This is a genomic window from Streptomyces sp. NPDC127119 (assembly GCF_042677425.1).
Taxonomy (GTDB): Bacteria; Actinomycetota; Actinomycetes; order Streptomycetales; family Streptomycetaceae; genus Streptomyces.
In genome coordinates this window covers 31,624-57,210 of the sequence record NZ_JBHXTO010000032.1, presented here as the reverse complement: position 1 = coordinate 57,210, position 25,587 = coordinate 31,624, and the positions used below count along the sequence as shown (strand labels likewise).

The 25,587-nt window shown below is 70.3% G+C and carries 23 protein-coding genes and 2 tRNA genes; 10 read left to right on the top strand and 15 right to left on the bottom strand.

From position 1 onward, the window contains the following. Positions 1-264: 264 nt before the first annotated feature. Together ACFVH5_RS17035 and ACFVH5_RS17030 are read right to left on the bottom strand one after the other, a co-directional pair. The gene (locus tag ACFVH5_RS17035; RefSeq protein ID WP_385834486.1) at positions 265-855 is read right to left on the bottom strand and encodes an alpha/beta family hydrolase; all 591 of its coding nucleotides are present in this window, start codon (positions 853-855) and stop codon (positions 265-267) included. A gap of 160 nt (positions 856-1,015) precedes the next feature. Next, positions 1,016-1,831: an SOS response-associated peptidase gene (locus ACFVH5_RS17030; RefSeq protein ID WP_385834472.1), complete on the bottom strand. Its 816-nt coding sequence runs from the start codon at positions 1,829-1,831 to the stop codon at positions 1,016-1,018. A gap of 318 nt (positions 1,832-2,149) precedes the next feature. Here ACFVH5_RS17030 and ACFVH5_RS17025 point away from each other — a divergent pair, with 318 nt between their 5' ends. The 4 genes from ACFVH5_RS17025 to ACFVH5_RS17010 all read left to right on the top strand — a co-directional run bounded on the left by ACFVH5_RS17025 (position 2,150) and on the right by ACFVH5_RS17010 (position 5,845). Continuing rightward, positions 2,150-2,872, top strand: a complete 723-nt coding sequence (locus ACFVH5_RS17025; protein ID WP_384804448.1) for a M50 family metallopeptidase — start codon at positions 2,150-2,152, stop codon at positions 2,870-2,872. A 208-nt stretch (positions 2,873-3,080) separates the two neighbouring features. Further along, positions 3,081-4,397 (top strand): 3-phosphoshikimate 1-carboxyvinyltransferase, encoded by a 1,317-nt coding sequence (aroA, locus tag ACFVH5_RS17020; protein ID WP_385834471.1) that lies wholly within the window; start codon positions 3,081-3,083, stop codon positions 4,395-4,397. 16 nt (positions 4,398-4,413) lie between these two features. After that, positions 4,414-5,424 (top strand): ribosome small subunit-dependent GTPase A, encoded by a 1,011-nt coding sequence (gene rsgA / locus ACFVH5_RS17015; RefSeq protein ID WP_385834470.1) that lies wholly within the window; start codon positions 4,414-4,416, stop codon positions 5,422-5,424. A 97-nt stretch (positions 5,425-5,521) separates the two neighbouring features. Then, on the top strand, positions 5,522-5,845 hold the full coding sequence (locus ACFVH5_RS17010) for a DMT family transporter (RefSeq protein WP_384804454.1): 324 nt from the start codon (positions 5,522-5,524) through the stop codon (positions 5,843-5,845). Positions 5,846-5,894: 49 nt separating this feature from the next. Here ACFVH5_RS17010 and ACFVH5_RS17005 read toward each other — a convergent pair whose 3' ends face one another. After that, on the bottom strand, positions 5,895-6,509 hold the full coding sequence (locus tag ACFVH5_RS17005; protein ID WP_385834469.1) for a TetR/AcrR family transcriptional regulator: 615 nt from the start codon (positions 6,507-6,509) through the stop codon (positions 5,895-5,897). 465 nt (positions 6,510-6,974) lie between these two features. On the opposite strand from ACFVH5_RS17005, the gene hisN reads away from it, so the two are divergent. Both hisN and ACFVH5_RS16995 read left to right on the top strand, forming a co-directional pair. After that, the gene (hisN, locus tag ACFVH5_RS17000; RefSeq protein WP_265648093.1) at positions 6,975-7,775 is read left to right on the top strand and encodes a histidinol-phosphatase; all 801 of its coding nucleotides are present in this window, start codon (positions 6,975-6,977) and stop codon (positions 7,773-7,775) included. Between the two features lie 216 nt (positions 7,776-7,991). Next, the gene (locus ACFVH5_RS16995; RefSeq protein ID WP_385834468.1) at positions 7,992-8,384 is read left to right on the top strand and encodes a cyclic nucleotide-binding/CBS domain-containing protein; all 393 of its coding nucleotides are present in this window, start codon (positions 7,992-7,994) and stop codon (positions 8,382-8,384) included. Between the two features lie 107 nt (positions 8,385-8,491). Here the strand turns inward: ACFVH5_RS16995 and ACFVH5_RS16990 are convergent, their stop codons facing one another. Beyond that, positions 8,492-9,943, bottom strand: a complete 1,452-nt coding sequence (locus ACFVH5_RS16990) for a catalase (protein WP_385834466.1) — start codon at positions 9,941-9,943, stop codon at positions 8,492-8,494. Between the two features lie 125 nt (positions 9,944-10,068). On the opposite strand from ACFVH5_RS16990, the gene ACFVH5_RS16985 reads away from it, so the two are divergent. After that, a complete protein-coding gene (locus ACFVH5_RS16985) occupies positions 10,069-10,488 on the top strand; it encodes a Fur family transcriptional regulator (protein WP_107020127.1) in 420 nt (139 codons plus the stop codon). Positions 10,489-10,575: 87 nt separating this feature from the next. Here ACFVH5_RS16985 and ACFVH5_RS16980 read toward each other — a convergent pair. From ACFVH5_RS16980 to ACFVH5_RS16965, 4 genes are all read right to left on the bottom strand, one after another. Continuing rightward, positions 10,576-10,649, bottom strand: a tRNA-Met gene (locus ACFVH5_RS16980). Between the two features lie 212 nt (positions 10,650-10,861). Next, positions 10,862-12,676 (bottom strand): sel1 repeat family protein, encoded by a 1,815-nt coding sequence (locus ACFVH5_RS16975; protein ID WP_385834465.1) that lies wholly within the window; start codon positions 12,674-12,676, stop codon positions 10,862-10,864. A 240-nt stretch (positions 12,677-12,916) separates the two neighbouring features. Continuing rightward, positions 12,917-12,990, bottom strand: a tRNA-Met gene (locus ACFVH5_RS16970). Between the two features lie 54 nt (positions 12,991-13,044). After that, the gene (locus ACFVH5_RS16965; RefSeq protein WP_385834485.1) at positions 13,045-16,011 is read right to left on the bottom strand and encodes a UPF0182 family protein; all 2,967 of its coding nucleotides are present in this window, start codon (positions 16,009-16,011) and stop codon (positions 13,045-13,047) included. Positions 16,012-16,148: 137 nt separating this feature from the next. On the opposite strand from ACFVH5_RS16965, the gene ACFVH5_RS16960 reads away from it, so the two are divergent. Beyond that, positions 16,149-16,706 carry a PPA1309 family protein gene (locus ACFVH5_RS16960; RefSeq protein ID WP_384804462.1) on the top strand — a complete coding sequence of 186 codons (558 nt, stop codon included), beginning with the start codon at positions 16,149-16,151 and terminating at the stop codon, positions 16,704-16,706. A gap of 42 nt (positions 16,707-16,748) precedes the next feature. Here ACFVH5_RS16960 and ACFVH5_RS16955 read toward each other — a convergent pair whose 3' ends face one another. From ACFVH5_RS16955 to ACFVH5_RS16940, 4 genes are all read right to left on the bottom strand, one after another. Then, positions 16,749-17,837, bottom strand: a complete 1,089-nt coding sequence (locus ACFVH5_RS16955) for a PDZ domain-containing protein (protein WP_384804464.1) — start codon at positions 17,835-17,837, stop codon at positions 16,749-16,751. Positions 17,838-17,906: 69 nt separating this feature from the next. Further along, on the bottom strand, positions 17,907-18,071 hold the full coding sequence (locus ACFVH5_RS16950) for a hypothetical protein (protein WP_189773698.1): 165 nt from the start codon (positions 18,069-18,071) through the stop codon (positions 17,907-17,909). A gap of 104 nt (positions 18,072-18,175) precedes the next feature. Next, positions 18,176-18,637: a molybdenum cofactor biosynthesis protein MoaE gene (locus tag ACFVH5_RS16945; protein WP_385834464.1), complete on the bottom strand. Its 462-nt coding sequence runs from the start codon at positions 18,635-18,637 to the stop codon at positions 18,176-18,178. Positions 18,638-18,808: 171 nt separating this feature from the next. Beyond that, positions 18,809-19,972, bottom strand: coding sequence for an SDR family oxidoreductase (locus ACFVH5_RS16940; protein ID WP_385834463.1), 1,164 nt, complete (start codon positions 19,970-19,972; stop codon positions 18,809-18,811). Between the two features lie 190 nt (positions 19,973-20,162). On the opposite strand from ACFVH5_RS16940, the gene ACFVH5_RS16935 reads away from it, so the two are divergent. After that, positions 20,163-21,617, top strand: coding sequence for a zinc-dependent metalloprotease (locus ACFVH5_RS16935; protein WP_384804472.1), 1,455 nt, complete (start codon positions 20,163-20,165; stop codon positions 21,615-21,617). Next, a complete protein-coding gene (locus tag ACFVH5_RS16930) occupies positions 21,614-22,135 on the top strand; it encodes an NUDIX hydrolase (RefSeq protein WP_385834462.1) in 522 nt (173 codons plus the stop codon). The genes ACFVH5_RS16935 and ACFVH5_RS16930 overlap by 4 nt, the downstream gene beginning before the upstream one ends. A 145-nt stretch (positions 22,136-22,280) precedes the next feature. Here the strand turns inward: ACFVH5_RS16930 and ACFVH5_RS16925 are convergent, their stop codons facing one another. From ACFVH5_RS16925 to ACFVH5_RS16915, 3 genes are read right to left on the bottom strand one after another with little or no spacing between them, the layout of a single operon-like run. Then, entirely contained in the window at positions 22,281-23,036 is a 756-nt protein-coding gene (locus ACFVH5_RS16925; protein ID WP_385834460.1) for an AIM24 family protein, read from the bottom strand. A gap of 17 nt (positions 23,037-23,053) precedes the next feature. Next, positions 23,054-23,734, bottom strand: coding sequence for an AIM24 family protein (locus tag ACFVH5_RS16920; protein ID WP_107020137.1), 681 nt, complete (start codon positions 23,732-23,734; stop codon positions 23,054-23,056). A gap of 13 nt (positions 23,735-23,747) precedes the next feature. Continuing rightward, complete coding sequence (locus ACFVH5_RS16915) at positions 23,748-25,451, bottom strand: TerD family protein (RefSeq protein ID WP_385834459.1); 1,704 nt, start codon at positions 25,449-25,451, stop codon at positions 23,748-23,750. Positions 25,452-25,587 lie beyond the last annotated feature (136 nt).

Below are 25,587 nucleotides of genomic sequence, written 5' to 3'. Positions count from 1 at the left end.
GGATGGGGCCGAAACCGGTCCCACCTGAATCGGAGAATAGACGACCGGCGGTCGCGGCGGCTTGCCGATCCGGTCCGCCCGCCACCCGAACAGGGGCGGTCTTCGCCGCGTGCAGCACCGACCACTCCAGGTCTGTGCTGCTGCCACGGCTCGGGCAGATGGTCGAACCCATGCGGCGGACTTCCTCTCGTACGACGTCTCCCAGCACACCTTCCGTGCTGTCTGATCCGCACAACAGTGGTCCGGGGCGCAACATTCCCGGGGTCACGGGAGTGACGAAACCCACTTCAGGACGCCGTCCGTGATGACCGTCAACGCCTGCTCCTGACCGACCGGGGCACGCTTCGGCACCGCGAAGCCATGATCGCCGTACGGCACCTCGACGAGCTCGTACGAGTCCGGCCGGGTCCGTTCCGGGAACTCCTCGGGACGTCCGAACGGGTCGTTGCCGCCCTGGACGACGAGCGTGGGCACCCCGGCGCCGAGCAGTTCGCCGGCGCGGGACCTCTCCGGCCGGCCCGGCGGGTGCAGGGGGAAGCTGAGCGCGAGGACGGCGTGTGCGCCCAGCTCGGAGGCCGTCCGGCAGGCGACCCGGGCTCCGGCGCTGCGGCCTCCCGCGACGACGGGGAGCCCCGGTGCGGCGAGCGCCGGCCACAGGCCCCGCCAGCCCGCGTCCAGCGTCTTCGGAGCGGGCGCGAGCTTCTTGCCCGCCACCCGCCAGGGCTGTTCGACGAGGGCCACGGCCACTCCGTGCGCGGGCAGGACGGCGGCGAGTGCGCGGAGGTCGCGCGCCTCGATCCCGCCACCGGCGCCATGGCTGACGGCCAGCACGAGCCGTGCCGCCTTCGCCGCCATTGCCGTGTTCGCCGCCCTGTCGACGCTGTCAGCCCTGTCAGCCCTGTCGGGCTTGCCGGCTTCCCCGGGCTTCTCGGCCTTCACCGCCCGGTGCCAGGTGATCCGGGCCGTGCCCGCGTCCGTCTCGACCGTCTCGACCGTCTCCGTCACATGCGTCACGTCAGAAGAGTGTGCCCTCCTCGGGCCCCTCCAGCTCCTTCAGCAGCTCCGGGCCGTTGTTGCGGACGTTGCTCACGGCCGTGGAGACGGGATACGCCCGCATCAGACCCTCCGGCGGCGGCGCGAGCAGGGAGCGCAGGTCCTCGACGTCCGTACGGGAGGGGTCGAGCCAGGCGTCCCAGCGGTCCGGGGTGAGCATCAGCGGCATACGGGGGTGGATGTCGGCGAGGGAACGCGGACCCTCCTCGGGGCCGACCGCGAGCGGCGAGGTCTCCGCCTCCGTGGTGATGACGGAGCAGGTCGCCCACCAGGCGCGGGGGTGGTCGTCGGGCAGCGTCCTGTCCCGCCAGAACTCGTACAGTCCGGCCATCGCGAAGACGGAGCCGTCGGCGGGGAGCACGAAGTACGGCTGCTTGCGGGGCCGCTTCTTCCTGCCCTCCACCTCCAGGTCGCGCTCGCCGGTGCCGGTGACCCACTCGTAGTAGCCGTCGGCCGGTATGACACAGCGCCGGGAGGTGAAGGCACGTCGGAACGAGGGCTTCTCGTGGACGGTCTCGGAGCGGGCGTTGATCATCCGGGCGCCGCCCTCGGGCGTCTTCGACCAGGAGGGGATCAGGCCCCACTTGAGGCGGCGCAGCTGGCGGACCGGCGCGGGGTCCTCGGCACCCTTGAGGGGGCGGTCCAGGACCGCGTAGACCTCTTTGGTCGGGGCCACGTTGAAGTCGGGGTCGAGAGCGTCCTCCGGCTCCCACTTCTCGATCTCGAAGACCCCCGCGAGGTCCTCGGGCCCACGACTGGCCGCGTACCGTCCGCACATCTGGAACCACCCCTCCGACCTGACGCAATCGCGAACCTACATCGTCGCAGTCACCGTCTCGACGGCTTCCGGGATCCCGCCCTGTCCCGGAGCGGTCCGGAGCGGTTCACAGGTGTCTCCGGGCCTGCGCACAGCAGCCAAGGGTAGAGCAGTTATCCCGGACCGTTCCGGTACTTCACCGCTGTGACCTGCGTCTTAGCCGTCCGGAACGATCCCCGGCCGTCCCGCGTCTCACATACCGTCCGCTCATACATGTCAGACTGCCTGGCCCACGCGCAAACCCCCGCCGACAGCGCCCCAAGGGAGCCCGAGCCACCAATGGACAGCACCGCAGCCACCTCGCTGGCGACCGTCTGGGACGAGGTCTTCGGGAGCCAGCCCGACCCCGACACCTGGGTCGTCGTCGCCACGATGGTGGCCGCGCTGGCCGCGATAGTGCCGCACCCGGTGTGGCGGCTCTCGCGCAACGCCATCACCATCGCCCACGAGGGCGGCCACGGCCTGGTCGCGCTGCTCACGGGCCGCAGCCTCAGCGGCATCCGGCTGCACTCCGACACCAGCGGTCTCACCGTCAGCCGCGGCAAGCCGACCGGCCTCGGCATGATCCTCACGGCGGCCTCGGGCTACACGGCTCCCCCGCTGCTCGGCCTGGGCGGCGCCGCGCTGCTGGCGGCCGGTCACATCACCGCCCTGCTCTGGCTGGCCACCCTGCTGCTCGTGGCCATGCTGGTGATGATCCGCAACGCGTACGGCGCCCTCACGGTCCTCGTCACCGGCGGCACGTTCGTGGTGGTGTCCTGGCTGGCCGGTCCCCAGGTCCAGGCGGCGTTCGCGTACGCCGTCGTCTGGTTCCTGCTGCTCGGCGGAGTCCGCCCGGCCTTCGAACTGCAGGCCAAGCGCTCACGCGGCGGAGCGGGCGACTCGGACGCGGACCAGCTGTCACGCCTGACGCACATACCGGCGGGCCTGTGGCTGTTCCTCTTCCACGCGGTCTCCCTGTGCTCACTCCTGGCCGGCGCCAACTGGCTGCTGAACCTGTGAGGCTCTGGACGGGGCGCAGCCCCTCCTGAGGGGCGCGGGGCTGTATTGAAATGCGGCTCCGCCGCGTGGGCGCGACCAGCCACAGCGAGCCCGCAGCCGCCCGACCACACCAGCCTCCCGAGCTCTCAGGCGCACCCCCCACCCCCTCGGAGCGCACCACCGCTTTCGATCAAGATCTCCGTAAGTGGCGAACCCTTAAAGTGAGGGCATGCCCGTTAACCCCGCACTCACCGCCCTCTGGCCCGCCCCGCACGCGAGCGGAGCCGTCGACGCGACGGTCCACGTGCCCGGGTCCAAGTCGGTCACCAACCGCGCGCTCGTCCTCGCGGCACTCGCGGCCGAGCCCGGCTGGCTCCGCCGCCCGCTGCGTTCCCGCGACACTCTCCTGATGGCCGGTGCCCTGCGGGCGATGGGCGTCGGGATCGAGGAGGGCGTGGGCCCCGACGGGTCCGGCGAGGCATGGCGAGTCATCCCCTCGGGCCTCCAGGGCCCGACCACGGTCGACGTGGGCAACGCCGGCACCGTGATGCGCTTCCTGCCGCCGGTCGCCGCACTGGCCGACGGCCCCATCCGCTTCGACGGCGACCCCCGTTCGTACGAGCGCCCGCTGCACGGCGTGATCGACGGCCTGCGCGCCCTCGGGGCCCGTATCGACGACGACGGCCGCGGCGCGCTGCCGCTGACCGTGCAGGGCGGCGGGGCGCTGGAGGGCGGCCCCGTCGAGATCGACGCGTCCTCGTCCTCGCAGTTCGTGTCGGCGCTGCTGCTGTCAGGACCGCGTTTCAACCAGGGCGTGGAGGTGCGGCACACGGGCTCGACACTGCCGTCCATGCCGCACATCCGGATGACCGTCGACATGCTGCGCTCGATCGGCGCGCAGGTGGACACCCCGGAGTCGGGCGGCGAGCCGAACGTCTGGCGGGTCACCCCGGGTGCGCTCCTGGGCCGCGATCTGACGGTCGAGCCGGACCTGTCGAACGCCCAGCCGTTCCTGGCCGCCGCGCTGGTCACCGGCGGTACGGTCGTGATCCCCGACTGGCCCGCCCGCACCACCCAGCCGGGTGACAGGCTGCGTGAGATCTTCACCGAGATGGGCGGTTCCTGCGAACTGACCGAACGGGGACTTGAGTTCACCGGTTCCGGCTCGATCCACGGCCTCGACGTCGACCTGGGCGAGGTCGGCGAGCTGACCCCGGGCATCGCAGCGGTCGCGGCGCTGGCCGACTCCCCCTCGACCCTCAGCGGCGTGGCCCATCTGCGGCTGCACGAGACGGACCGGCTGGCGGCGCTCACCAAGGAGATCAACGAACTCGGCGGCGACGTCACCGAGACCGCCGACGGCCTCCACATCCGCCCGCGCCCGCTGCACGGCGGGATCTTCCACACGTACGACGACCACCGCATGGCGACCGCGGGCGCGATCATCGGCCTCGCGGTGGAGGGCGTACAGATCGAGAACGTGGCGACGACGGCGAAGACCCTGCCCGACTTTCCCGCTCTGTGGACCGGAATGCTCGGGAACTGACGGGCGGACCGGGATCATGCGCCGTTACGGCAAGCACACCGACGAGGACGACATCCCCTCGCGTCCGAACCGCAAGGGCAACCGCCCCCGGACGAACATCCGGCCCAAGCACGAGGACGCGGCCGAGGGCATGGTCCTCACCGTGGACCGCGGCCGGCTGACCTGCCTCGTGGAGGACCGCGTGGTCTTCGCCATGAAGGCACGCGAACTGGGCCGCAAGGCGGCGGTCGTCGGCGACCGGGTGGCCATCGTCGGCGATCTGACCGGCAAGAAGGACACCCTGGCCCGGATCGTCCGGATCGAGCCGCGGACCTCGGTCCTGCGGCGCACGGCCGACGACGACGATCCGTACGAGCGCGTGGTCGTCGCCAACGCCGACCAGCTGGCCATCGTCACGGCCCTCGCCGACCCGGAGCCGCGCCCCCGTCTGATCGACCGCTGCCTGGTCGCGGCGTACGCGGGCGGCCTCGACCCGCTCCTCGTCCTCACCAAGTCGGACCTGGCGTCCCCCGACGAACTCCTGGAGCTGTACGGGGCGCTGGGCGTCCCGTACGTCGTCACGAGCCGGGAGGAGCTGGAGAGCGGCGAGGCCGTCGACCGCGTACGCAAGCAGCTGGACGGCAAGATCACGGCGTTCGTCGGACACTCCGGCGTGGGCAAGACGACGCTGGTCAACGCGCTCGTGTCGACGGAGCGGCGGCGGACCACGGGTGTCGTCAACGCGGTCACGGGCCGCGGCAGGCACACCACGACCTCGGCGCGCGCGGTCCCGCTGCCGGGCGACGAGGGCTGGCTCGTCGACACGCCGGGCGTGCGGTCCTTCGGACTGCACCATGTGGACCCCTCGCAGGTCATCAAGGCGTTCCCCGACCTGGAGCCCGGCACGGAGGGCTGCCCGCGCGCGTGCAGCCACGACGAGCCGGACTGCGCGCTGGACGCGTGGGTCGCCGAGGGCCACGCGGATCCGGCCCGCCTGTACTCGCTGCGCCGGCTGCTCTCCACCAGGGAGCGGCGCGAGGGCGACTGATCGCCGCGTGACCTCTGTGTTGTTTGCGTCCCTGTCGCGACGGTAAAGGCATAATCGCACCAAGTCCGAGCGGTCACGGAGCGTGGGAGGGCATCACATGGCGTGGCTGCTGGTCGTCGTGGCGGGCTTCCTGGAGACGGGTTTCGCCGTCTGCCTCAAGCTCTCCCACGGCTTCACGAGACTCTGGCCGACGATCGCCTTCTGCATCTTCGCGCTGGGCAGCTTCGGCCTGCTGACGCTGTCCCTGAAGAAGCTCGACGTGGGCCCCGCCTACGCGGTGTGGACGGGCATCGGCGCGGCCGGTACCGCCATCTACGGCATGATCTTCCTCGACGACCTGGTGTCCACGCTGAAGATCGTCTCGATCTCGTTCGTGATCATTGGAGTCATCGGCCTGCAGCTGTCCGGCTCGTCCCACTGAGCCGGCTCCCTTCCGGCCGCGCGGGCGCCTCCCCGGCGGCGCAGGCACCTCAGACCACGGAACGCACCGTGGCGAGCGCGTTGCGGACCAGCCCGGCCGTGCCTCCCTCCCCCGCCGGGGCCAGCACGCACGACACCCCCAGCCGCACGGCGAGTTCGCATGCCCTGGCCAGCTCCGCCGCCTCCGTCTTCGACCCGCCGTGCGCGGCGAGCGAGGCGACGGCCCGGTCCCGTACCAGCGCCACGAAGTCGCCGGGCGAGGGCAACGGCCCGTCGGCCCGGCGCTGGGCGGGCACGGCCGAGGACGACGGCACGGCGGACAGGGTCGGAGAGGGCAGCCGCTCTCCCCAGCATCCCGTGAGCATCGCGCGCACCAGTACGTTCCCCCGGGCCGCGGCCGCCGTCCACTCCGCCGCGGCGGCCAGCCGTTCCCGGGGCTCGGGCCGGCTCACCAGGGCGCGCTCCACGCCGGCGAGATAGGCGTCCGCCTCCCGCCGTACGAGCGCGCGGGCGAGGCCTTCCTTGCTCCCGAACTCGTTGTAGAGGGTCTGCCGGGAGACCCCGGCGACAGCGGCGACATCGACCATCCGCACGGCGGACCACGGACGGCGTCCGAGTGCCGTGTAGGCGGCGTCCAGTAGGGATTCCCGCGCTGCAGGCATCATCGCCTCCCTGGGGCGATCGGCTCTGCGCATCAGAGTTGACGCGCGCGCGGGCACTGTCAAGACTTCGCACGCCCTACGGGGCGCACGCCCCCCACGAAAGCGGGGGTGCGCGCCCTTGGGCAGAGCCGGTCCGCTCGTAGGGTGCGGGCCCACTGTGACTGAGCGCGCAGTTCCCCGCGCCCCCAGGGGACGCCGTCCAGGGGCGCGGGGAACTGCGCAGTCTTTTGCCTCTGGGGCGCGGGGAACTGCGCAATCCTTTGCCTTCAGGGGCGCGGGGAACTGCGCGGCCAACCACGACGCACCCGCACCCGGGAAGCAAACCCGAGGCCCCACCCTCCCCAGGGGCGCGGGGAACGGCGCGGGTGACCACGACGGACCCGCACCCGACGACCGCCCCCACAACCCCACCCCCTCTCCACAACCCCAGCCCTATAGCCGCACCCCCCGGAGCGGTACCGTTCCCCCATGCCCGACTATCGCGATGACCTGCGCCTCGCCCATGTCCTGGCGGACGCCGCCGACGCCGCGACGATGGACCGGTTCAAGGCGCTCGACCTCAAGGTCGAGACCAAGCCGGACATGACCCCGGTGAGCGAGGCCGACAAGGCCGCCGAGGAACTGATCCGCGGCCACCTCGGACGGGCACGGCCACGGGACGCGATCCTGGGCGAGGAGTACGGGGTCGAGGGCACGGGCCCCCGCCGCTGGGTGATCGACCCGATCGACGGCACCAAGAACTACGTACGCGGAGTCCCCGTCTGGGCCACCCTGATCGCGCTGATGGAGGCGGGCGAGGGCGGCTACCAGCCGGTCGTCGGCGTGGTCTCCGCACCCGCGCTGGCCCGCCGCTGGTGGGCCTCGAAGGGCCACGGCGCCTTCACCGGCCGCAGTCTGTCGTCCGCGTCCCGTCTGAAGGTCTCGCAGGTCTCACGGATGAAGGACGCCTCGTTCGCGTACTCGTCGCTGAGCGGCTGGGAGGAACGCAGCCTGCTGGACGGCTTCCTGGACCTGTCCCGCGAGGTGTGGCGCACGCGCGCGTACGGCGACTTCTGGCCGTACATGATGGTCGCCGAGGGCTCGGTCGACATCTGCGCGGAGCCCGAACTCTCGCTCTGGGACATGGCGGCGACCGCGATCGTGGTGACCGAGGCGGGCGGCTCCTTCACCGGCCTCGACGGCCGTCCGGGCCCGCACAGCGGCAACGCGGCGGCCTCGAACGGCATCCTCCACGACGAACTGCTGGGGTACTTGAACCAGCGTTACTAGGGCCTGCCCGACAACCACCGTCCGCCCCTGGGCGCCGCGCACCGGCGCTCGTGGGGCGCGTGGGATCGTCCGGGGCACGGGCGACTGGACACGCGCCCCGAACCAGCCGCGTACGCCCTCTTGTTGACCCTCCCTTTGACTGCGACTCTGAGAGTTCCCCCACTTGTGAACTTGTGAATTCGTTAACGAACGGATTCGTAGGAGGTGGCTCCGTCCATGCTCGTCCGCGACGCCATGAGCACGGTGGTCCTCACCATCGGCCCCGCCCACACCCTCCGGAAGGCATCCGCCCTGATGGCCACGCGCCGCGTCGGCGCGGCCGTGGTCCTCGATCCCGACGGCACCGGGATCGGCATCCTCACCGAGCGCGACATCCTCAACTCCGTCGGCCTGGGCCAGAACCCGGACACCGAACGGGCGCACGCGCACACGACCACCGACGTGGTGTTCGCGGCTCCGACCTGGACATTGGAGGAGGCCGCCCGGGCGATGGCCCACGGCGGCTTCCGGCATCTCATCGTCCTCGACCACGGCGAACCGGCCGGGATCGTCTCGGTCCGCGACATCATCCGCTGCTGGGCACCGCTCCGTCAGCCCACCCCGGCCTGAGAGCCCCGAGGGGCCCTGCGGGGGCGGCGGCACGGAGGTGAGCGGGCCGGCTCCCCGGTACGGGGGAATCCGGCCCGCTCTCTACGGCAAGCGATCCAGTGCCGGTATCAGCCGCGGAGGGCCTGGACCGCGGCGTCCAGCCGCTTGCCGAAGTCTTCGTCGGCCTGCCGGAAGTTGTCGATCGCCCGCGCGGCGATGTCGTCGCGCGAGACCTCGGCGATGAACCCCGCCAGGTTGCCGATCAGCCGCTCCCGCTCACCCTCGGACATCAGACGGTAGAGATCGCCCGCCTGTACGAAGTCGTCGTCCTCGGCGTGGACGGGCGCCTCGCCGTTGCCGGTGAGACCGGTGACGGGGAGGGGCTGCCACAGCGGCCGGTCCGTCTGGGCGGGCCGGCCGAAGCTGTTCGGCTCGTAGTTCTTCGCACCCTTGTGGCGGCCGTCGTACAGGAAGCCGTCACGGGAGTTGGTACGCGCCTCGGTGGCGTGCGGACGGTTCACCGGCAGGTGGTCGGCGTTGACGCCGACGCGGTAGCGGTGGGCGTCGCCGTACGCGAAGAGGCGGCCCTGGAGCATCTTGTCGGGCGAGGGCCCGATGCCCGGCACGAAGTGCGCGGGGCTGAAGACGCTCTGCTCGACCTCCGCGAAGATGTTCTCCGGGTTGCGGTCGAGTTCCAGCTTCCCGATCTCGATCGGCGGGTAGTCCTCGTGCGGCCACACCTTGGTGAGGTCGAACGGGTTGAAGCGGTAGGCCGCCGCGTCGGCCGCCGGCATGATCTGCACCTGCACGGTCCAGGACGGGAAGTCGCCGCTCTCGATCGACTCCCGCAGATCGCGCTGGTGCGAGTCGGGGTCGAGCCCCGAGACCTTCACCGCTTCCTCGGTCGTCAGGTTCTTGATGCCCTGGTCGGTCTTGAAGTGGTACTTGACCCAGAAGACCTCGCCGGCCTCGTTGTTCCACTGGTAGGTGTGCGAGCCGTACCCGTTCATGTGGCGGTACGAGGCCGGGATGCCGCGGTCACCGAAGAGCCAGGTCACCTGGTGGGTGGACTCGGGCGACAGCCCCCAGAAGTCCCACACGTTGTCGGCTTCCTGCGAGCCCGTGTACGGGTCGCGCTTCTGCGTGTGGATGAAGTCGGGGAACTTGATGGCGTCCTTGACGAAGAACACCGGGGTGTTGTTGCCGACGAGGTCGTAGTTGCCCTCCTCGGTGTAGAACTTCAGCGCCCAGCCGCGCGGGTCACGGACGGCGTCGGCCGAGCCGAGGTTGCCGGCCACGGTGGAGAAGCGCAGGAAGGTCTCGGTCCGCTTGCCTACCTCGGAGAGGAACGCGGCTCGCGTGTAACCGGTGACATCGGCGGTGACGGTGAACGTGCCGTAGGCGCCGGCGCCCCGGGCGTGCACGACCCGCTCCGGAATGCGCTCGCGGTTGAAGTGCGCGAGCTTCTCCAGCAGGAGCTGGTCCTGGACGAGGACCGGGCCGCCGATGCCCGCGGTCTCGCTGTTCTGGTTGTCGGCCACCGGCGCGCCGGCCTCCGTCGTAAGCGGTCCCTGCGTCACGTGCGCCTCCTGCGTTCCTCTGCCAAAGTCGAGATCGATCCTACAATAGACATTGTCTAAGTCAAGCCACGCTCCAAAGTCACACCTGTTCGGGTTCTGGTCCAGCAGGCTGTTAAGCTGTGGGTATGAGCGACCTGTTGGAACGACTGCGCGGACGCGGCTGGCGCATGACCGCGCAGCGGCGCGTCGTGGCCGAGGTACTGAACGGGGACCACGTCCACCTGACGGCCGACGAGGTGCACGCGCGCGCCGTGGTGCGGCTCCCGGAGATCTCCCGGGCGACCGTCTACAACACCCTGGGCGAGCTGGTCTCGCTCGGCGAGGTGCTGGAGGTCGCCACGGACAAGCGGGCCAAGCGGTACGACCCGAACGCCCACCGGCCGCACCACCACCTGGTCTGCGCCCAGTGCGGCGCGATCAAGGACGTGCACCCGGACGGCAACCCGCTGGCGGACCTCCCCGACTCGGAGCGCTTCGGTTTCACGGTCTCGAACGTGGAAGTGACCTACCGGGGCCTCTGCCCGAACTGCGCGGCAGCGGCCTGACGCCCCCGTCCTCCGCGTGGCTCCCGGAGTCACGCACAACACCGAAGGCCCGGAACCAATGATCTGGTTCCGGGCCTTCGGTTTCAGTAGCGGGGACAGGATTTGAACCTGCGACCTCTGGGTTATGAGCCCAGCGAGCTACCGAGCTGCTCCACCCCGCGGCGATGTCTGAACAGTACGTCACCCCGACCGACCAGCGCAAATCACTTCCGGCGGCTCCGTCCCAGCCCGTCCGGCGCTTGAGGACGAGCGCGAAGCGCGACAGGGGGGCAAGGGGGCGAAGCCCCCATACGAGGACGGGAACGGGAAGGGGCGGCGGGGGCGAAAACCCCACCCCGCCACTCCTCCCCTCCCCCGCCCCCCCCCGGAGGGGTCACGCGGACAACTCCTGCCGCAAAGCATCCCGCAACCGAGCGGCCCGCTCAGAAACCTCCCCCGGCCCGAGGGACACCGCCCGATCAGCCCACCGCTGCCCCTCCGCCAGCTCCCCACGACGCGCGTAGACAAGGGCGAGCCGCAGCGCCGCCCGCCCATGCCCCGCATCGGCGGCCCGGGCCCACCACAGCGCGGCCTCGGGCTCGCTCCCCTCCCGCGCCAGCAGCAGCCCCAGATTGAACGCCCCGTTCCGCGACCCGGCCTCGGCAGCCTCCCGGTACCACCGGGCGGCCTCCACGACGTCCCCGCGCGCGGACGCGAGCATCCCCACCCGCACCTGGGCCCGCCGATGCCCCTGGGACGCGGCCCGCTCGTACCACTCCTCGCACTCGCTCTTCTCGGTGGCCTGCTCCCCCAGTTCGTGTTCGGGCGCGGGCGGGCGCCGCGCGTCGAGCACGGTCGCCAGCCGGTAGGCCCCCTCCGCGCTGCCGCCTCCCGCGGCGCACCTGAGGTGCCGCTCTGCGGCCGACTCGTCGCCGTCCCTCAGCCGGGCGATGCCGACCTGGAGCGCGGCCTCGGCGTGCCCGGCCGCGGCGGCCCGCTCGTAGCACCGCAGCGCCGCCGCGTCCTCACCGCGTCCGGCGTGCAGGATGCCGAGGTTGAACGCGGCGTCGACACTGCCGGCCTCGGCGGCCTTGGAGAACCACGGCTCGGCCCCGGCGGCGTCCCCGACCTGCAGCAGCAGAATCGCCAGGGCGTTGGCCGCCTCGCGGTGCCCCGCGTACGCCGCCCGCCGGTACCACTGTTCGGCCTGGGCGGTCCGCGACTGCTCGGCGCAGAGCAGCCCGAGGTTGTACGCGCCGTTCACGTCGCCCGCGTCCATCGCGGCCCGGTACCACCGCTCGGCGGTCTGCGTCTCGCCCCGCTCGGCGTGCAGCGCGCCCAGGGCGTTGGCGGCGTTCCCGTCGCCGTCCTGGGCGGCGCGCAGCCACCACACGGCCGCGCTCTCGGTGTCGCCCGCGTCCCGCAGCAGGAATCCCAGCGCGCAGGCGGCCCGTGCCTCGCCGTCCTTGGCGGAGGTCAGGTACCAGCGCCCGGCCTCCTTGAGCTCCCCGCGCCTCTCCAGGATCGCCCCGAGGTGCAGCGCGGCCCGGCGGTGGCCGCGCGCGGCGGCCTGCCGGTACCACTGCTCGGCCGCCGCGCCCGCGGTCCCCGCGGTCTCGAAGACACCGCTGTCGAAGTCGGTCCCGTCCGCGCGCGCGGCCGTCCGGTCGAGTGCGCGGGCGAGCCGGTAGGCCGCCTCGCGGTGTCCTCGCTCGGCGGCGGCGCGCATCCAGTCCTGGGCGCGGGGGTCACCGCGGTGCTCCAGGAGGTCGGCGAGCGCGTACGCGCCCAGCGGGTGGCCCTGCTCGGCGGACTGGCGCAGCCAGTACTCGGCGGCGGGCTCGTCGCCGCGCTCACGGTGATAACGGCCCAGTGCGTGCGCGGCGGCGGCGGAGCCGGCGACGGCGGCGATCCGCCACCATCCGGCGGCCTCCTCCGCGTAGCCGCGCTGGTGCAGGAGGACACCGAGGTTGTTGGCGGCGGCCCGGTCACCGGCCGCGGTGGCAGCGCGCAGCTGCGGCTCGGCTCCGTCGAGATCACCGCGGCGGAGCAGCATGGCTCCGAGGACGCTCATCGCCTCGGCGTCGCCCTTTGCCGCGGCGAGCCGTTGACGAGCCTCCTCCACAGCCTCACCGGTCTCGTCCCGGTCGGAAGGCTGCACAAACCGCCCTGTATCCAACAGAGTTGCCTTGTCCCCCATAACGTCCATCGTCGCACCACCTGCAACCTGGGTACACCTGGTATACCGCAGCCAGTGAGGTCACTTCAGCGTTTTGTCGACATGCCCACAGAGAGACAAGTGAAACACATTTTCCTCAACTCCCTCCGTCCAGCGCGGCCTTCACCGCGGCAGCACTGGTGAACGAGGAGCGTCCTTGCACACTCGGCTGACAGTCCGCACACGCAGAAGGACCCGGATCCTGTGAGGATCCGGGTCCTTCAACATCAGTAGCGGGGACAGGATTTGAACCTGCGACCTCTGGGTTATGAGCCCAGCGAGCTACCGAGCTGCTCCACCCCGCGCCGTTGTGTTCAAACCGTACCACGGCGCGAGGGTGGCTCCTGACTCACCTCTGCTCAGCTGCTGTCCGGGCTCTTGCTGCTGCTCGGACTGCTGCTGGGCTTGGCACTCTCCTCGGTCTTCTTGTCGCCCGAGTCGCCGGCCTTGTCGCTGCCGCCCGCCTTCTTGTCGGCCGCGGCCTGTGCGTCCTCGGCCTTCTTCAGCGCGTCCTCCAGGTCCTTCTGCGCCGTTCCGTACGCCTCCCAGTCGCCCTTCTTGAGGGCTTCCTGGCCTTGGTCGAAGGCCTTCTGGGCGTCGTCGAGCGCTTCCTGGACCGTCGGGTCACTGGAGGTCGGCGGCGGATTCGTCTCGTCCTCGGCCGGCGGTTCGGCGGTCGAACCCTCCGCTCCGAAGACCTTGTCGAGCGCCTGCCCCAGCGTGTCCTCGAAGGCCGTCGCGCCTCCGTAGGTCACCAGCACCTTCCGCAGCAGCGGGTACTTCAGTCCACCACCGCGTACGTAGACGGGCTCCACGTAGAGCAGTCCGCCGTCGAGCGGCACCGTCAGCAGGTTGCCGTACTCGACTTCCGAGTCACCACCTCTGAGGAGCCTGATCGACTCGGCGATGGACGGTTCGGAGTTGAACTGGCTCTGCACCCGTTTCGGTCCGTCGACCGTTCTGCCGGTGGGCAGTTTGAGAATGTTGATCTTGCCGTAGTCGTTCGTGCCGGCTTCGGCGTTGACCGACATGAAGGCGCTCAGGTTGTCGCGGCCGTTCGGAGTGAGCGTCGTCGTCAGCGAGAACGCCTGCGACTCCTCCCCCGGCATCTTCATGCTGAGGTAGTACGGCGGCACCGCGTTGCCCGACTTGTTGGTCGGGTCGTCCGGCACCTGCCACACCTCGCTGCCGCTGAGGAACGTCTCGGCGTCCTTCACGTGGTAGCGGGTCAGCAACTCGCGCTGGACCTTGAACAGGTCCTGCGGGTACCGCAGATGGTCCATGAGGGCCTGCGGGATGTCGGCCTTGGGCTTCACCGTCCCGGGGAAGGCCTTCTTCCAGGTCTTCAGGACCGGGTCCTTGGTGTCCCACTCGTAGAGCGTGACCTTGCCGGTGTACGCGTCGACGGTCGCCTTCACCGAGTTGCGGATGTAGTTGACCTGGTTCTGCTGGGCCACCACCGCCCGCTGGTTGTTGGCGGCGGTCAGCGAGTCGGCCGTCGTGTCCCCGAGCGTGGTGCGCGAGGCGTACGGGTAGCCGTTCGTCGTCGTGTACGCGTCGACGATCCACTCGATCTTGTCGCCGACCACCGCGGGATAGGCGTCGCCGTCGATGGTCAGCCAGGGGGCCACCGCCTCGACGCGCTCCTTGGGCGTGCGGTTGTAGAGGATCCGCGAGCCCTCACCGATCGCGCCGGAGTAGAGGATCTGCGGTTCGCTGAACGCCACCGCGTACGCAGCCCGGTTGACCGGGTTCGAGAGGTTGACACCGCTCTTGCCCTTGTAGCTGGTCGTCTTCTCGCCGGTGTCGTCGGAGTAGTCGATCTCCTTCTGGGGACCGCCGACGATCGAGTACTGGCTGGTCTTCTCGCCGTAGTAGATCCGCTGCTGGTACTCGCCGAGGTCGCCCTTGGACGGCAGGTCGTACTCGGTGAACTCCGGGCGTCCCTCGGCGTCGGCGGTGGTGCCCTTGGCCGCGACCACTCCGAAGCCGTGCGTGTAACGGAAGTGGTTGTTGATCCAGTTGCTCTTCGGGATGCCCTGCAGGTTCAGCTCGCGCAGACCGATGACGGTGTCCTGGTCCTTGCCGTCCTTGCTGTAGCGGTCGACGTCGAGGTTCGACGGGAACGCGTAGTAATTACGGACCTGCTGGAGCTGCTGGAACGTGGGCGAGACGACGTTCGGGTCCAGGAGCCTGATGCTCGCGGCGCCGTCGGCGTCGTCGCGCAGCTTCGTCTTGTCCTTGGTCGTGCTCGTGCCCGCGTACTCGGTGACCTCGGTGCCCGTGATGCCGTACGCGTCGCGGGTCGCCTTGAGGTTCTTCTCGACGTACGGCGCTTCCTTGGCCTGCTCGTTCGGCTGGACCTGGAACTTCTGCACGATCGCCGGGTACAGACCGCCGATGAGGATCGCGGAGAGCACCATCAGGCCGAAGCCGATGACGGGCAGCTGCCAGGTGCGCCGCCACAGGGTGGCGAAGAACAGCAGGGCGCAGATGACCGCGATGCAGAAGAGGATCGTCTTGGCCGGCAGATAGGCGTTGGCGTCGACGTACCTCAGGCCCGTCCAGTTGCCGGTCGCCTTGAAGTCGCTGGACTTCACCGCGAGGCCGTACCGGTCGAGCCAGTACGCCACCGCCTTCAGTGCGACGAAGATGCCCAGCAGCACCGACAGATGGCCGGTGGCCGCCGCCGTGGCGCGCGCACCGGGGCTGGTGACACGCAGTCCGCCGTACAGGTAGTGCGTCAGCGCCGCGGCGATCAGGGAGAGGATCGCGGCCGCGAAGCCGAAGCCCAGCATGAAGCGGTACCAGGGCAGATCGAACGCGTAGAAGGACACGTCGAGGTGGAACTGGGGGTCCTTCTGGTTGAAGGGCACCCCGTTCACCCACATGAGCCACGTACGCCACTGGCCGGCCGCGGAGGCTCCCGCGATCAGCCCGACCAGCGAGGTGATCCCGAGAAGAATCCACTTCTTGTACGGGGCCACGCTCATCCGGTACCGGTCGAGGCTCTGCTGCTCCATCGACATGGCGCTGAGCGGCGGCCTCAGACGGTGGGCCAGCCAGATGTTCACGCCGATGGCCACGGCCATCAGCAGTCCGAAGACGAAGAACAGACCGATCTTGGTCCACAGCGTGGTCGTGAAGACCGACGAGTACTTCACCGACCGGTACCAGAGCCAGTCCGTCCAGAACCCCGCGAACATGACGAAGGCCATGGCCAGCACGGCCAGTACGCCCAGTGTCATGAGCAGGGTCCGGACGCGCCGGGACGGTCGGCCCACTCTCATCCGCGGCCCTGTCGGGCCTCCGCCGCGGTCCGGCATCTGGAAAGCCAAGGTGCGCACCTCGAAGTTCGCTGTTGGAATCTGGAGGCCCTGCAAACGCCGGGCCCCATCTATGCAACTTACTAATGCTTTACTCGGTTCCCGGTTCGGGGGCCGAACGAGGCAGGATTGTGACCATGTCCAACACCGCCTCCTCAGGCACCCCCATGGCGGCCGGGCCGCTCACCCGCGCCGCACTCGAAATCGACGAGTACGTCGCGGGACTCGGCTGGGACCAGCCCGCCCGGCTCTTCGCCCTGGTCGACACCGGCAAGCTGCGTTCTCAGGAACCCGGACTCGCCGAGCGGCTGGGTCTGACCGAAGACGTGCCCGACGGCACCCTCACCCCTATCGAGCAGGAGGAAATTCCCGCGGGCAGCCCGCTGGACGAGTTCCTGGGCACCATCGCGTGGCCGGACTCGGTGGTCGGCTGCGCGCTGTCCGTGGAGCGGCTGATGCTGCCGCCGTCCGCGGAGGCGTCCGTACCGGACGGCCTCGACGAGAAGCGGCTGGCCAAGTGGGTCGCCGAGCACCCGGAGCGCCAGGAGGTCCGGATGACCGTCGCGGTGCTGCGCGGCGGGAAGCGCGACTCGGCGCTGCGGCTGCGTGAGAAGGACTCGGCGAACGACGTGCTCACCGGCTCCGACCTGGTGCCGGGACTGGCCGACGCGCTCACGGCGACGTTCGCGGAGTAGTCCGGGCGTTCACGGCCTGCCGATGCGCCCGGACCTCGTGTCCTAGGCGCATTTCGGCAGGTCGTCCGTGTCGCCGCCACGGATGTCCTTGAGGGCGCTCACCGCGTCGTCGATGGTGTCGACCTTGACGAGCGTGAGCCCGTCGGGGACGTCACGGGCGGCGGCCTCGCAGTTGTCCTTCGGCGTCAGGAAGTACTGGGCGCCCTTGGCGCGGGCGCCGACGGTCTTCATCTCGATACCGCCGATCGGGCCCACCTTGCCCTCGTCGGTGATCGTGCCGGTGCCGGCGACGAACTTGCCGCCGGTGAGGCTCCCCGGGGTCAGCTTGTCGACGATGCCGAGGGCGAACATCAGACCGGCGCTGGGGCCGCCCACGTCGGCGAGCTTGATGTCGATGGTGAACGGGAAGGTGTGGTCGGTCCCCGCCTCGATGCCGACGATCGCCCGGTCCTCGCCGCTGTCGTGGGACTTGGCGGTGGTGAGCGTGATGTCCTCGGTCCTGGTCGCCGTCTTCTTCTCCTTCAGGGCGGCGGCCTGTTCCTTGGCCGGCACGACCGTGAAGACGACCTTGTCGCCGGCCTTGTGCTTGGTGACCAGCTTCGCGACGTCGTCGTACGCCTTCACCGTCGTACCGTCGACGGCCTTGATCACGTCACCGGCGTGCAGCCTGCCCTCGGCGGGGGTGTCCTTGACGACCGTGGAGACGATCACCCAGGACTTCACCGGGATGCCGACCTCCTTGAGCGCCGCGACCTTGGCGCTCTCCTGGGACTGGCTGAACTCCTCGGCGTTCTCCTGCGTCGACTGCTCCTCCGTCTTGCCGTCGGGGTAGAGCGTGTCGTGCGGAACCACCTTGTTGTCGTGTGCCAGCCAGCCGTACACGGCTTCGACGAGGTTCATGTTGTAGTCGGCGCTGGTGACCCGGACGGTGGTCATGTTCAGATGACCGCTCGTCGGGTACGTCTTGCGGCCGGTGATGTGGAGCACGGGCTCGCCGTCGTGCTCGCCGAGCGTGTTCACCGTCGGACCCGGTGACATCTCCGAATACGGCACGTTGATGAAGACTCCCGCGCACAGGAGCGCGATCAGCATCAGGGTGGAGGCGAGCATCGTCGCGGTGCGGCGTGGCATGGAACGACAGTACGGGACAGCACTGTCAACGCACCGTCGGGGCCGCCCGTCCGGGGGTCCGACGGCCGGTCAGGCGTCGGAGTGCGACTTCTCCATGGCCTCGCGGAAGCGTGTGTAGCCGGCGAGCTCGTGGCCGTCACCGATGGTCTTGCGGTTCCGCCCCGCCCAACTGCCCCAGGCGCCGGCACCGATCGCGGCGAAAAGCGGAATCAGCAACCAGGCGAGCGCTGCCATGCCGACCTCCCAACCCCATGAACCACCGCAACTGACTGATCAGCAGATTAACCATCTGCTTGCCTAACGCTCACGGCAGGGGTCTGGTTACGCAACCGGAGCGGTCAGCAGGCACCGACCCATTCGTCCGTGCCGTCGGAGAACGTCTGGTGCTTCCAGATCGGGACCTCGTGCTTCAGGTCGTCGATCAGTTTCCGGCAGGCCTCGAAGGCCTCCCCGCGGTGCGGGCAGGAGACGGCGACGACCACCGCGAGATCGCCCACCCGCAGGTCACCGACCCGGTGCACGGCGGCGAGCGCCCGTACCGGGTACTCCGCGACGACCTTCTCCGCTACCCGCCGCATCTCGGCCTCGGCACTGGGGTGGCTGGAGTATCCGAGGGCGTCGACGTCCGCTCCCCCGTCGTGGTTGCGCACGGTCCCCACGAAAAGCGCGGTCCCTCCGGAGGCGTCGTCACCGACGGCCCGGAAGACCTCGTCCAGGGAGAGGTCGGTCTCCCGGATCGCCAGAAGCTTGATGGGGTCCTGTGCCGCCTGCTCACCGGGATGGTCGCTCATAGGTGCCATGCCCCCATCGTGCCCCACCCCGTCGGCCCCGTGGAACGGCACTTTCACACGCTTACGCGCGCGTGGAGTCGGAGCCTCCTACAGGACCGCGTTCGGGCACCGGCCCGCGGAGCCTCCCTTTTCGCCGCCGTCCCGGCTCCGGTTGGGCCCCGTCCCGGCTCCGGCACCGGCTCAGATCCGCCGCCGGGCCTTCCGTGCCCGCCGTACCAGCGCGGCCGTGCCCAGCAGGGCGACCGTCGCCCCCGCGGCCCCCGCCGCCGTGGCGTCCTTGCGGCCGAGCCGCCGTCCGGCGAGGGTGTGCCGCCCGGCGACCTCGCCCAGGAGCTCGGCGAGCACCTCCTCGTTGGTCCACCGGGGGCGCCACCCGGCATCGTGCAGCCGGCTCCCGCTGACCACCCAGGGATACATCGTGTACGCGAGGTCCCCGGCCGGCGACGGGGTGAGCCCGATGCGGTGGAGCCGGGCCGCGGCGCCCAGGGCGACGGCGGACGGCAGCTCCATGCGCCGGATGCCGCTGAGCTCCTCGACCTCCTCCTGCTCCAGCCATCCGTCGCAGCCGACGGCCAGCTCCCCGTCGACCTTCTCCAGGGCGGCGTACTCCAGAGCGGCGCACAGGTCCTCGACATGGCAGAACTGCCAGGCGGGCCGGGAACCGGCGACGACCAGGAGGCGAGGCGACTCGAAGTACCTGGTCAGCGCGGTGTCGGTGCCTCCGACGAGCACGGCGGGGCGTACGACGGTGACGTTCAGCCCGGGGTGCGCGCGGGGCGCCCGCCGGGCGAGCCGCTCGACCTCCAGCAGGTCCCCGACCCCCGTGGCCTCGGCGGTGGCCCGCAGTTCGGCGTCTTCGGAGAGGGGCAGTTCGTTGTCGGGCAGCGCCCCGTAGACCATGGCCGACGTGCACAGCACGACGCGGTGGACCCCGGCAGCGGCGGCGGCCGTGAGCACGGTCTGGGTGCCCCGCACGTTGTACGCCGTACGCGCCGCCGGATCCGTCTCAAGATCGAGGTCGAGGGCCAGGTGCACCACGACGTCCGCCCCGCGCAGCTTCTCGGCGATGGCCGGGTCCCGGACGTCGAGGATGTGCCACTGCGCGCCCGCGCACTCGCCGCGCCGCTCGTCGATGGCGATGACCTGCTTGATCTCGTCGCAGGCGACGAGCCGCTCGGTGAGCATCGCGCCGATCCCGGCCGCGGCACCGGTGATCGCCACGACGGGCCCGCGCACGGCGGACGTCCCGTCGGCGCGCTGCGCCGCAGGTGAGGGCCGATGTTCGGGTGACGGGTGGGTTGAGAGGTTTCGCGCTGCGCGAACCTGTGGATCTGGGGAACTCACCAGGCGTCTCCAGCGGTTGTCTTCAGTAAGAACGCGAGTGACGCGTACGTACCAGGTGGCATCCATCCTGCCGCAGCCGCCGAGTCGGCGACGCACCGAGGCCCGAACCGGTTGTGGTGTCTACGCTGGGTGGTGATGCAGGGCAGCCGCCGTCGGAGCGAACCGGCGGCCTTAACAGCCGAGGAATCCCGTGAGTGACACCCCATTCGGATTCGGCCTTCCGCCGGAGGAGCCGGAGAACGGCGACGAGGGCAAGAAGAAGGACCAGCAGAGCGGTGGTGGTCAGGGACCTGCCAACCCGTTCGGTTTCGGGCCCGGCGGACCTGGAGGCGACAACCCGCTCGCAGCCATGTTCGGTTCGCTGAACCCCAACGACCTGGGCGCCGCGTTCCAGCAGCTGGGCCAGATGCTCTCGTACGAGGGCGGCCCGGTGAACTGGGACATGGCCAAGCAGATCGCCCGCCAGACGGTCTCCCAGGGCACCTCCGACGGCACGAAGGACGCGAGCGTCGGCCCCTCCGAGCGCGCCGCCGTCCTGGACGCGGTGCGGCTGGCCGACCTGTGGCTGGACGACGCGACGTCACTGCCGTCCGGCGCCACCTCCGCGGTGGCCTGGAGCCGCGCGGAGTGGGTCGAGGCGACCCTGCCCGTGTGGAAGGAACTCGTCGACCCGGTCGCCGAGCGCGTCGGCGCGGCCATGGGCGATGTCCTGCCCGAGGAGATGCAGGCCATGGCGGGCCCGCTGCTCGGCATGATGCGCTCCATGGGCGGCGCCATGTTCGGCACGCAGATCGGACAGGCCGTGGGCGTGCTCGCGGGCGAGGTCGTCGGCTCGTCCGACGTCGGCCTGCCGCTCGGCCCGGCCGGCAAGGCCGCGCTGCTCCCGCTGAACATCGAGGCCTTCGGCAAGGACCTGGGGATCGCCCAGGACGAGGTGCGCCTCTACATCGCCCTGCGCGAGGCCGCCCACCAGCGCCTCTTCGCCCACGTGCCGTGGCTGCGCTCGCACCTGTTCGGCGCGGTCGAGGGGTACGCGCGCGGGATCAAGGTCGACACGGCGAAGCTGGAGGACGTGGTCGGCCAGTTCGACCCGCAGAACCCCGAGGAGCTGCAGCAGGCTCTCCAGCAGGGCATGTTCCAGCCGGAGGACACGCCGGAGCAGAAGGCCGCGCTGGCCCGTCTGGAGACGGCTCTCGCGCTCGTCGAGGGCTGGGTCGACGCGGTGGTCCACTCGGCCGCGAAGCCCCGTCTGTCGTCCGCCGACGCGCTGCGCGAGACACTGCGCCGCCGCCGCGCCACGGGCGGCCCGGCCGAGCAGACGTTCGCCACGCTGATCGGCCTGGAGCTGCGTCCGCGCAGGCTGCGGGACGCCTCGCGCCTGTGGGCCTCGCTCACGGACGCGCGCGGGGTCGACGGCCGGGACAACCTGTGGGAGCACCCGGACATGCTGCCGACCGCCTCCGACCTGGACGACCCGGACGGCTTCGTGCACCGCGAGCAGCTGGACTTCTCCGAACTCGACAAGATGCTCGGCGAAGCAGCGAGCGGTTCACCCGAAAAGCCCAACCTCACCAAGGACGAGAGCGAGCCCCAGGACAAGAACGTCCAGGACAAGAACGACGACAAGGGCGACAACGACAAGTGACCCTGTACGACGACGCCGTCCTGGTCCTGAAGGACATCGAGGGCCAGGAGGAGCTGCGACAGGCCTACCTCGACCATCTTCAGGCCCACCCGGACGGCATGTGGAAGGCCTGCACGGCAGGACACGTCACGGCGAGCGCCCTGGTGATCGACCCCGAGCGGGGCAGGGTGCTGCTGACGCTCCACAAGAAGCTGCGGATGTGGCTCCAGATGGGCGGTCACTGCGAACCCGGGGACACCACGCTGGAGGCCGCGGCCCTGCGTGAGGCCACGGAGGAGTCGGGCATCTCGGGTCTGACGCTGCTCCCGGGCGGACCCGTACGGCTCGACCGGCATCCCATCCCGGCGCCGTGCCACTGGCACTTCGACGTCCAGTACGCGGCCATGGCCGAGCCGGGTGCCGTCCAGGCGATCAGCGACGAGTCCCTGGACCTGCGCTGGTTCGCCTACGACGAGGTGGCACAGGTGGCGGACAACTCGGTCGTCCGCCTCCTCGACGCCACACGGGCAAGGCTCTGAAGAGGCACGTGTAAGGGGCGGTCGCCATTGCAACCGCCCCTTACACAGTGCCCCGTCAGGGGCGCGGGGAACTGCGCGACAAGCCCCCACCGGACCGGCACCCGTCCACCGGCGCTCGGTCCCCTTCCCCCGGACCCGGGGGGGCCTAGCTCCAGACATTCCCCTGGTTCTGCCCCCGCGCCCCCTGCTGCCCCACTCCGTACTGGGCCCCGATCCCGGACCCGATGACGGCGTTCTGCGGCGGCAGCATCTCGCTGGGCTGGACGAGCACGTACCCCTGACCCATGAAACTGAGCTCCCAGCCCTCCCCCGTGTTGCCACGGCGGCGGAACACTCCGGAGGAATGCGTCTGGGCCTGCATCTGTACGCGCAGACTCGTGGACCAGGCGACGATCGCGTCCGCGTCGCAGTTGACGTACTTGTCCGGCGTGACCTGCATCATCAGGGGCATGCCCGAGGTCATCAGGGCGACATTGCCGCGCCCGGTGATGTTCAGCTGGTACTTGCCGGAGCCGGAGATGCCGTACTGGCTGTCCACGGCGATCACCTCGTGGTGCAGCGCGGAGTCCATCGCCAGGACGTACGTGCTGTCCACGGTGAGACCGTCCTGGTCCACGTCCACCACATGGATGTGCTGGGCGAGGTTGGCCAGGAAGACGGTGCCCTGCCCGTGGCAGCGCATCAGGTCGAGGCCCTCGCCGGTGTGGGCGCGCGACCGCTGCTGGCCGGAGTTCTGGTACTCGGCGTCGAACTCCACGAGGCCCTGGTAGGCGACCATGGTGCCCTTGCGGGCGAGTACGTCGTCGTGGCCCTCCAGAAGGACGCGCAGCATCTGCTTGTTCTGCAGGCTGTAGCGGTCCTGGGACTGCTGGTCGTTGTAGGCGAAAAGCGAGCTCTGCATGATGTGTGTCCTCCCCCTCAGCCCCGTACCCGGAGGCGGTCGGTGCTGTCCTCGCTGGGCTGGACGACGACGATGCCCTGTCCGGAGAAGGCCATCTGGAAGGCCTCGCCGCTGCCCCGCCCTATCAGCGACTGCGCCTTGAAGCTCCGCTTGCCCTTCACCTTGAGGTTCGGGGACCAGGCGACGAGCGCGTCCGGGTCGACGTACGTCTCGTCCTCGCCGCCGCCGCAGTCGACGACGATGGGCTTGCCCCGGGAGGTCAGCGCGACCCAGCCCTGCCCGGAGATCTTGGTGTTCCACAGCCCCTGGCCGGCGAACTTCGCCAGTCCCTTGACCCGCTCGACGCCCCACGTCAGATGGGCGTCGAAGGCGAGCAGGTTGGTGGCGTTGACGGAGATCGCGTCGCCGTTGAGGTTGATGACGACGACGTTCGCCCCGTAGTCGGAGAGGTAGAGCAGGCCGTCTCCGGAGCACTTCATCAGGGGTGCGCCCTCGCCGGTCATCCAGTCCTTGGCGATCTGGCGCACGGCCGGCGGATTGGGCTCGTATTGGACGAAGCCTTCGTAGGCGACCATCGACCCCACGCGCGCGAGGAGGTCGTTTCCGGTCTGCATGGCGACCTTGAGCATGTGATTGCCGTGGTTCTCCATGCGCGCGGCAACGGGTGCCGGGGCGAAGCCCGCGAGTTGCTGGATCATGAAACGGGCTCCCTCAGACCTCGTACGGCTGGACGACGATGAAATTGCCGGGGGCACCGCGGAACTGGAGGTTCACGCTCTCCCCGGTGTCGCCCGGATAGGCGTTGCGGCGCATGCGCACCTGGCTGGAGACGATCACCTGGGATGCGGCGGACCAGGCGACGACGGCGTTGCAGTCGGCGAACGTCGTCGGTGTCACGGGCAGGACGACGGGCACGCCACGCGTCTTGACGACGATCGTGCCGGTCCCCTGGAACTGCATCGTGAACAGGGCACCTCCGGGGATGCCGTGCCCTTCGACGCGACGCACCTCGTACTGCAGCGTCTCGTCGAAGGCCAGGACGTTCTCCGCGGAGACGCAGACGGCGTCTCCCTGGAGCTCGATGGGGTGCAGCATGGCGCCGTTCTCCGCGAGGAAGACCTGACCACGGCCCGAACAGCGCATGAGCTGCATCTCCTGGCCGGTCGCGTTGCCCACGAGCCGGCCGGCGAACCCGGCACCCTTGTAACTGAAGTCGACCTTGCCCTGGTAGAGCACCATGCTGCCCTGGCGGGCCAGTACGGCCTGGTCACCGCCCATGCCGAGGTCGACACGGACCATCTTCTTGTTCTGCTGGGTCCAGCGCTGCCCGGTGGGCGTCTCCTTGTAGGCCTGCAGTGCCGCGGTGACACCGGCGCCGCCCTGGGGAGCGCCCTGCGGCACTCCGTATCCGGCGGGCGCGCCCGGTGCGCCGGGCTGACCCGGCACCTGACCGAACGGCGGCTGCTGTCCGTAGCCCGGCGGCGGACCCTGTTGGCCGTACCCCGGAGGCGGGGGAGGTGCGTGGGGCGCCTGGGGCTGTCCGTAGCCGGGCGGCAGGGGTGCGGTCTGGCCGGGGGCCTGGCCGTACGGGGGCTGCTGGCCCGGCTGTCCGTACGGCGCCGGAGCGGGTGCCGGCGGCGGTACGGGAGCGCCACCGGGCGGGGTCAAGGGCGCGATGATGGTCGGTGCGGCGTGGACCGGAGGCGCGGGCGCCGGTGGCGGCGTCTGACCCGGAGGCGGCGCGAAGCCCTGAGCGGGCTGCGGCGCCGCAGGGGCGGGCGCGGCATGGCCTGCCGGGGCCCCGAACGCGGGCGGCGCGGTGGCCTGGGCCGGCGGCGCGAACGACGGTGCACCGGCCTGCTGCGCGGGCGCGGCGGCCGGCTCCTCCTCGGCGACCTCGCCGCCGAAGTTCTGCAGCAGCGCGTCGAGTCCGCCGTCGAAGCCCTGTCCGACCGCGGCGAAGCGCCAGACGTCCTTCAGATAGAAGTCACCCAGCATCACGGCACGCTCGGTGGAGAACTCGGCGCCGGTGAACGCGTACCGGGCCACCTCCTCGCCGCCCGCCACGATCCGGATGTACCCGGGCGCGATCTGGGAGATCTGCCCCGCGCCGTCGACGGTCGCCGTGAACGACAGTTTCTGGATCTGCTGAGGGATCTTGTCGAGGGTGACGCGGAAGGACTCCGTGTCGCCCGCCTGGGCGCCGAGAAGCTGAATGGACTCCTCGGGGGACTTCGGCTGGTTGAAGAAGATGAAGTACCGGTCGTCCGAAAGCCGTTCGTCGGCGTCCAGACCGAAGCAGCTGATGTCGAAGGTCAGCCCCGGACCTGTGATCTGCACACCCACGTACAGATCGGTGCCCGCGGTGAGGTCACTGATCCTGGCCTTGTGGCCGCGTTGGAATTCCCTGGCCATGCGTAACGACCGTCCCCCATCCCGAATACAAGTGCGTCGCGTCAGGCTAACGGCAAAATCCAGCCGTGGCGGAAGCCGGTACAGACCCGGTACACAAACCCGCTCCCGGCGGTCCGGGCAGGGCGTTCGGCGTCAG

Bases quoted from the DNA above. Each gene is read 5' to 3' on its own strand.
- ACFVH5_RS17035 (WP_385834486.1), bottom strand. From the start codon at position 855: ATGGCGGCGAAGGCGGCACGGCTCGTGCTGGCCGTCAGCCATGGCGCC.
- ACFVH5_RS17030 (WP_385834472.1), bottom strand. From the start codon at position 1,831: ATGTGCGGACGGTACGCGGCCAGTCGTGGGCCCGAGGACCTCGCGGGG.
- ACFVH5_RS17025 (WP_384804448.1), top strand. From the start codon at position 2,150: ATGGACAGCACCGCAGCCACCTCGCTGGCGACCGTCTGGGACGAGGTC.
- aroA (WP_385834471.1), top strand. From the start codon at position 3,081: ATGCCCGTTAACCCCGCACTCACCGCCCTCTGGCCCGCCCCGCACGCG.
- rsgA (WP_385834470.1), top strand. From the start codon at position 4,414: ATGCGCCGTTACGGCAAGCACACCGACGAGGACGACATCCCCTCGCGT.
- ACFVH5_RS17010 (WP_384804454.1), top strand. From the start codon at position 5,522: ATGGCGTGGCTGCTGGTCGTCGTGGCGGGCTTCCTGGAGACGGGTTTC.
- ACFVH5_RS17005 (WP_385834469.1), bottom strand. From the start codon at position 6,509: ATGATGCCTGCAGCGCGGGAATCCCTACTGGACGCCGCCTACACGGCA.
- hisN (WP_265648093.1), top strand. From the start codon at position 6,975: ATGCCCGACTATCGCGATGACCTGCGCCTCGCCCATGTCCTGGCGGAC.
- ACFVH5_RS16995 (WP_385834468.1), top strand. From the start codon at position 7,992: ATGCTCGTCCGCGACGCCATGAGCACGGTGGTCCTCACCATCGGCCCC.
- ACFVH5_RS16985 (WP_107020127.1), top strand. From the start codon at position 10,069: ATGAGCGACCTGTTGGAACGACTGCGCGGACGCGGCTGGCGCATGACC.
- ACFVH5_RS16975 (WP_385834465.1), bottom strand. From the start codon at position 12,676: ATGGACGTTATGGGGGACAAGGCAACTCTGTTGGATACAGGGCGGTTT.
- ACFVH5_RS16965 (WP_385834485.1), bottom strand. From the start codon at position 16,011: ATGCCGGACCGCGGCGGAGGCCCGACAGGGCCGCGGATGAGAGTGGGC.
- ACFVH5_RS16960 (WP_384804462.1), top strand. From the start codon at position 16,149: ATGTCCAACACCGCCTCCTCAGGCACCCCCATGGCGGCCGGGCCGCTC.
- ACFVH5_RS16955 (WP_384804464.1), bottom strand. From the start codon at position 17,837: ATGCCACGCCGCACCGCGACGATGCTCGCCTCCACCCTGATGCTGATC.
- ACFVH5_RS16950 (WP_189773698.1), bottom strand. From the start codon at position 18,071: ATGGCAGCGCTCGCCTGGTTGCTGATTCCGCTTTTCGCCGCGATCGGT.
- ACFVH5_RS16945 (WP_385834464.1), bottom strand. From the start codon at position 18,637: ATGGCACCTATGAGCGACCATCCCGGTGAGCAGGCGGCACAGGACCCC.
- ACFVH5_RS16925 (WP_385834460.1), bottom strand. From the start codon at position 23,036: ATGCAGAGCTCGCTTTTCGCCTACAACGACCAGCAGTCCCAGGACCGC.
- ACFVH5_RS16920 (WP_107020137.1), bottom strand. From the start codon at position 23,734: ATGATCCAGCAACTCGCGGGCTTCGCCCCGGCACCCGTTGCCGCGCGC.
- ACFVH5_RS16915 (WP_385834459.1), bottom strand. From the start codon at position 25,451: ATGGCCAGGGAATTCCAACGCGGCCACAAGGCCAGGATCAGTGACCTC.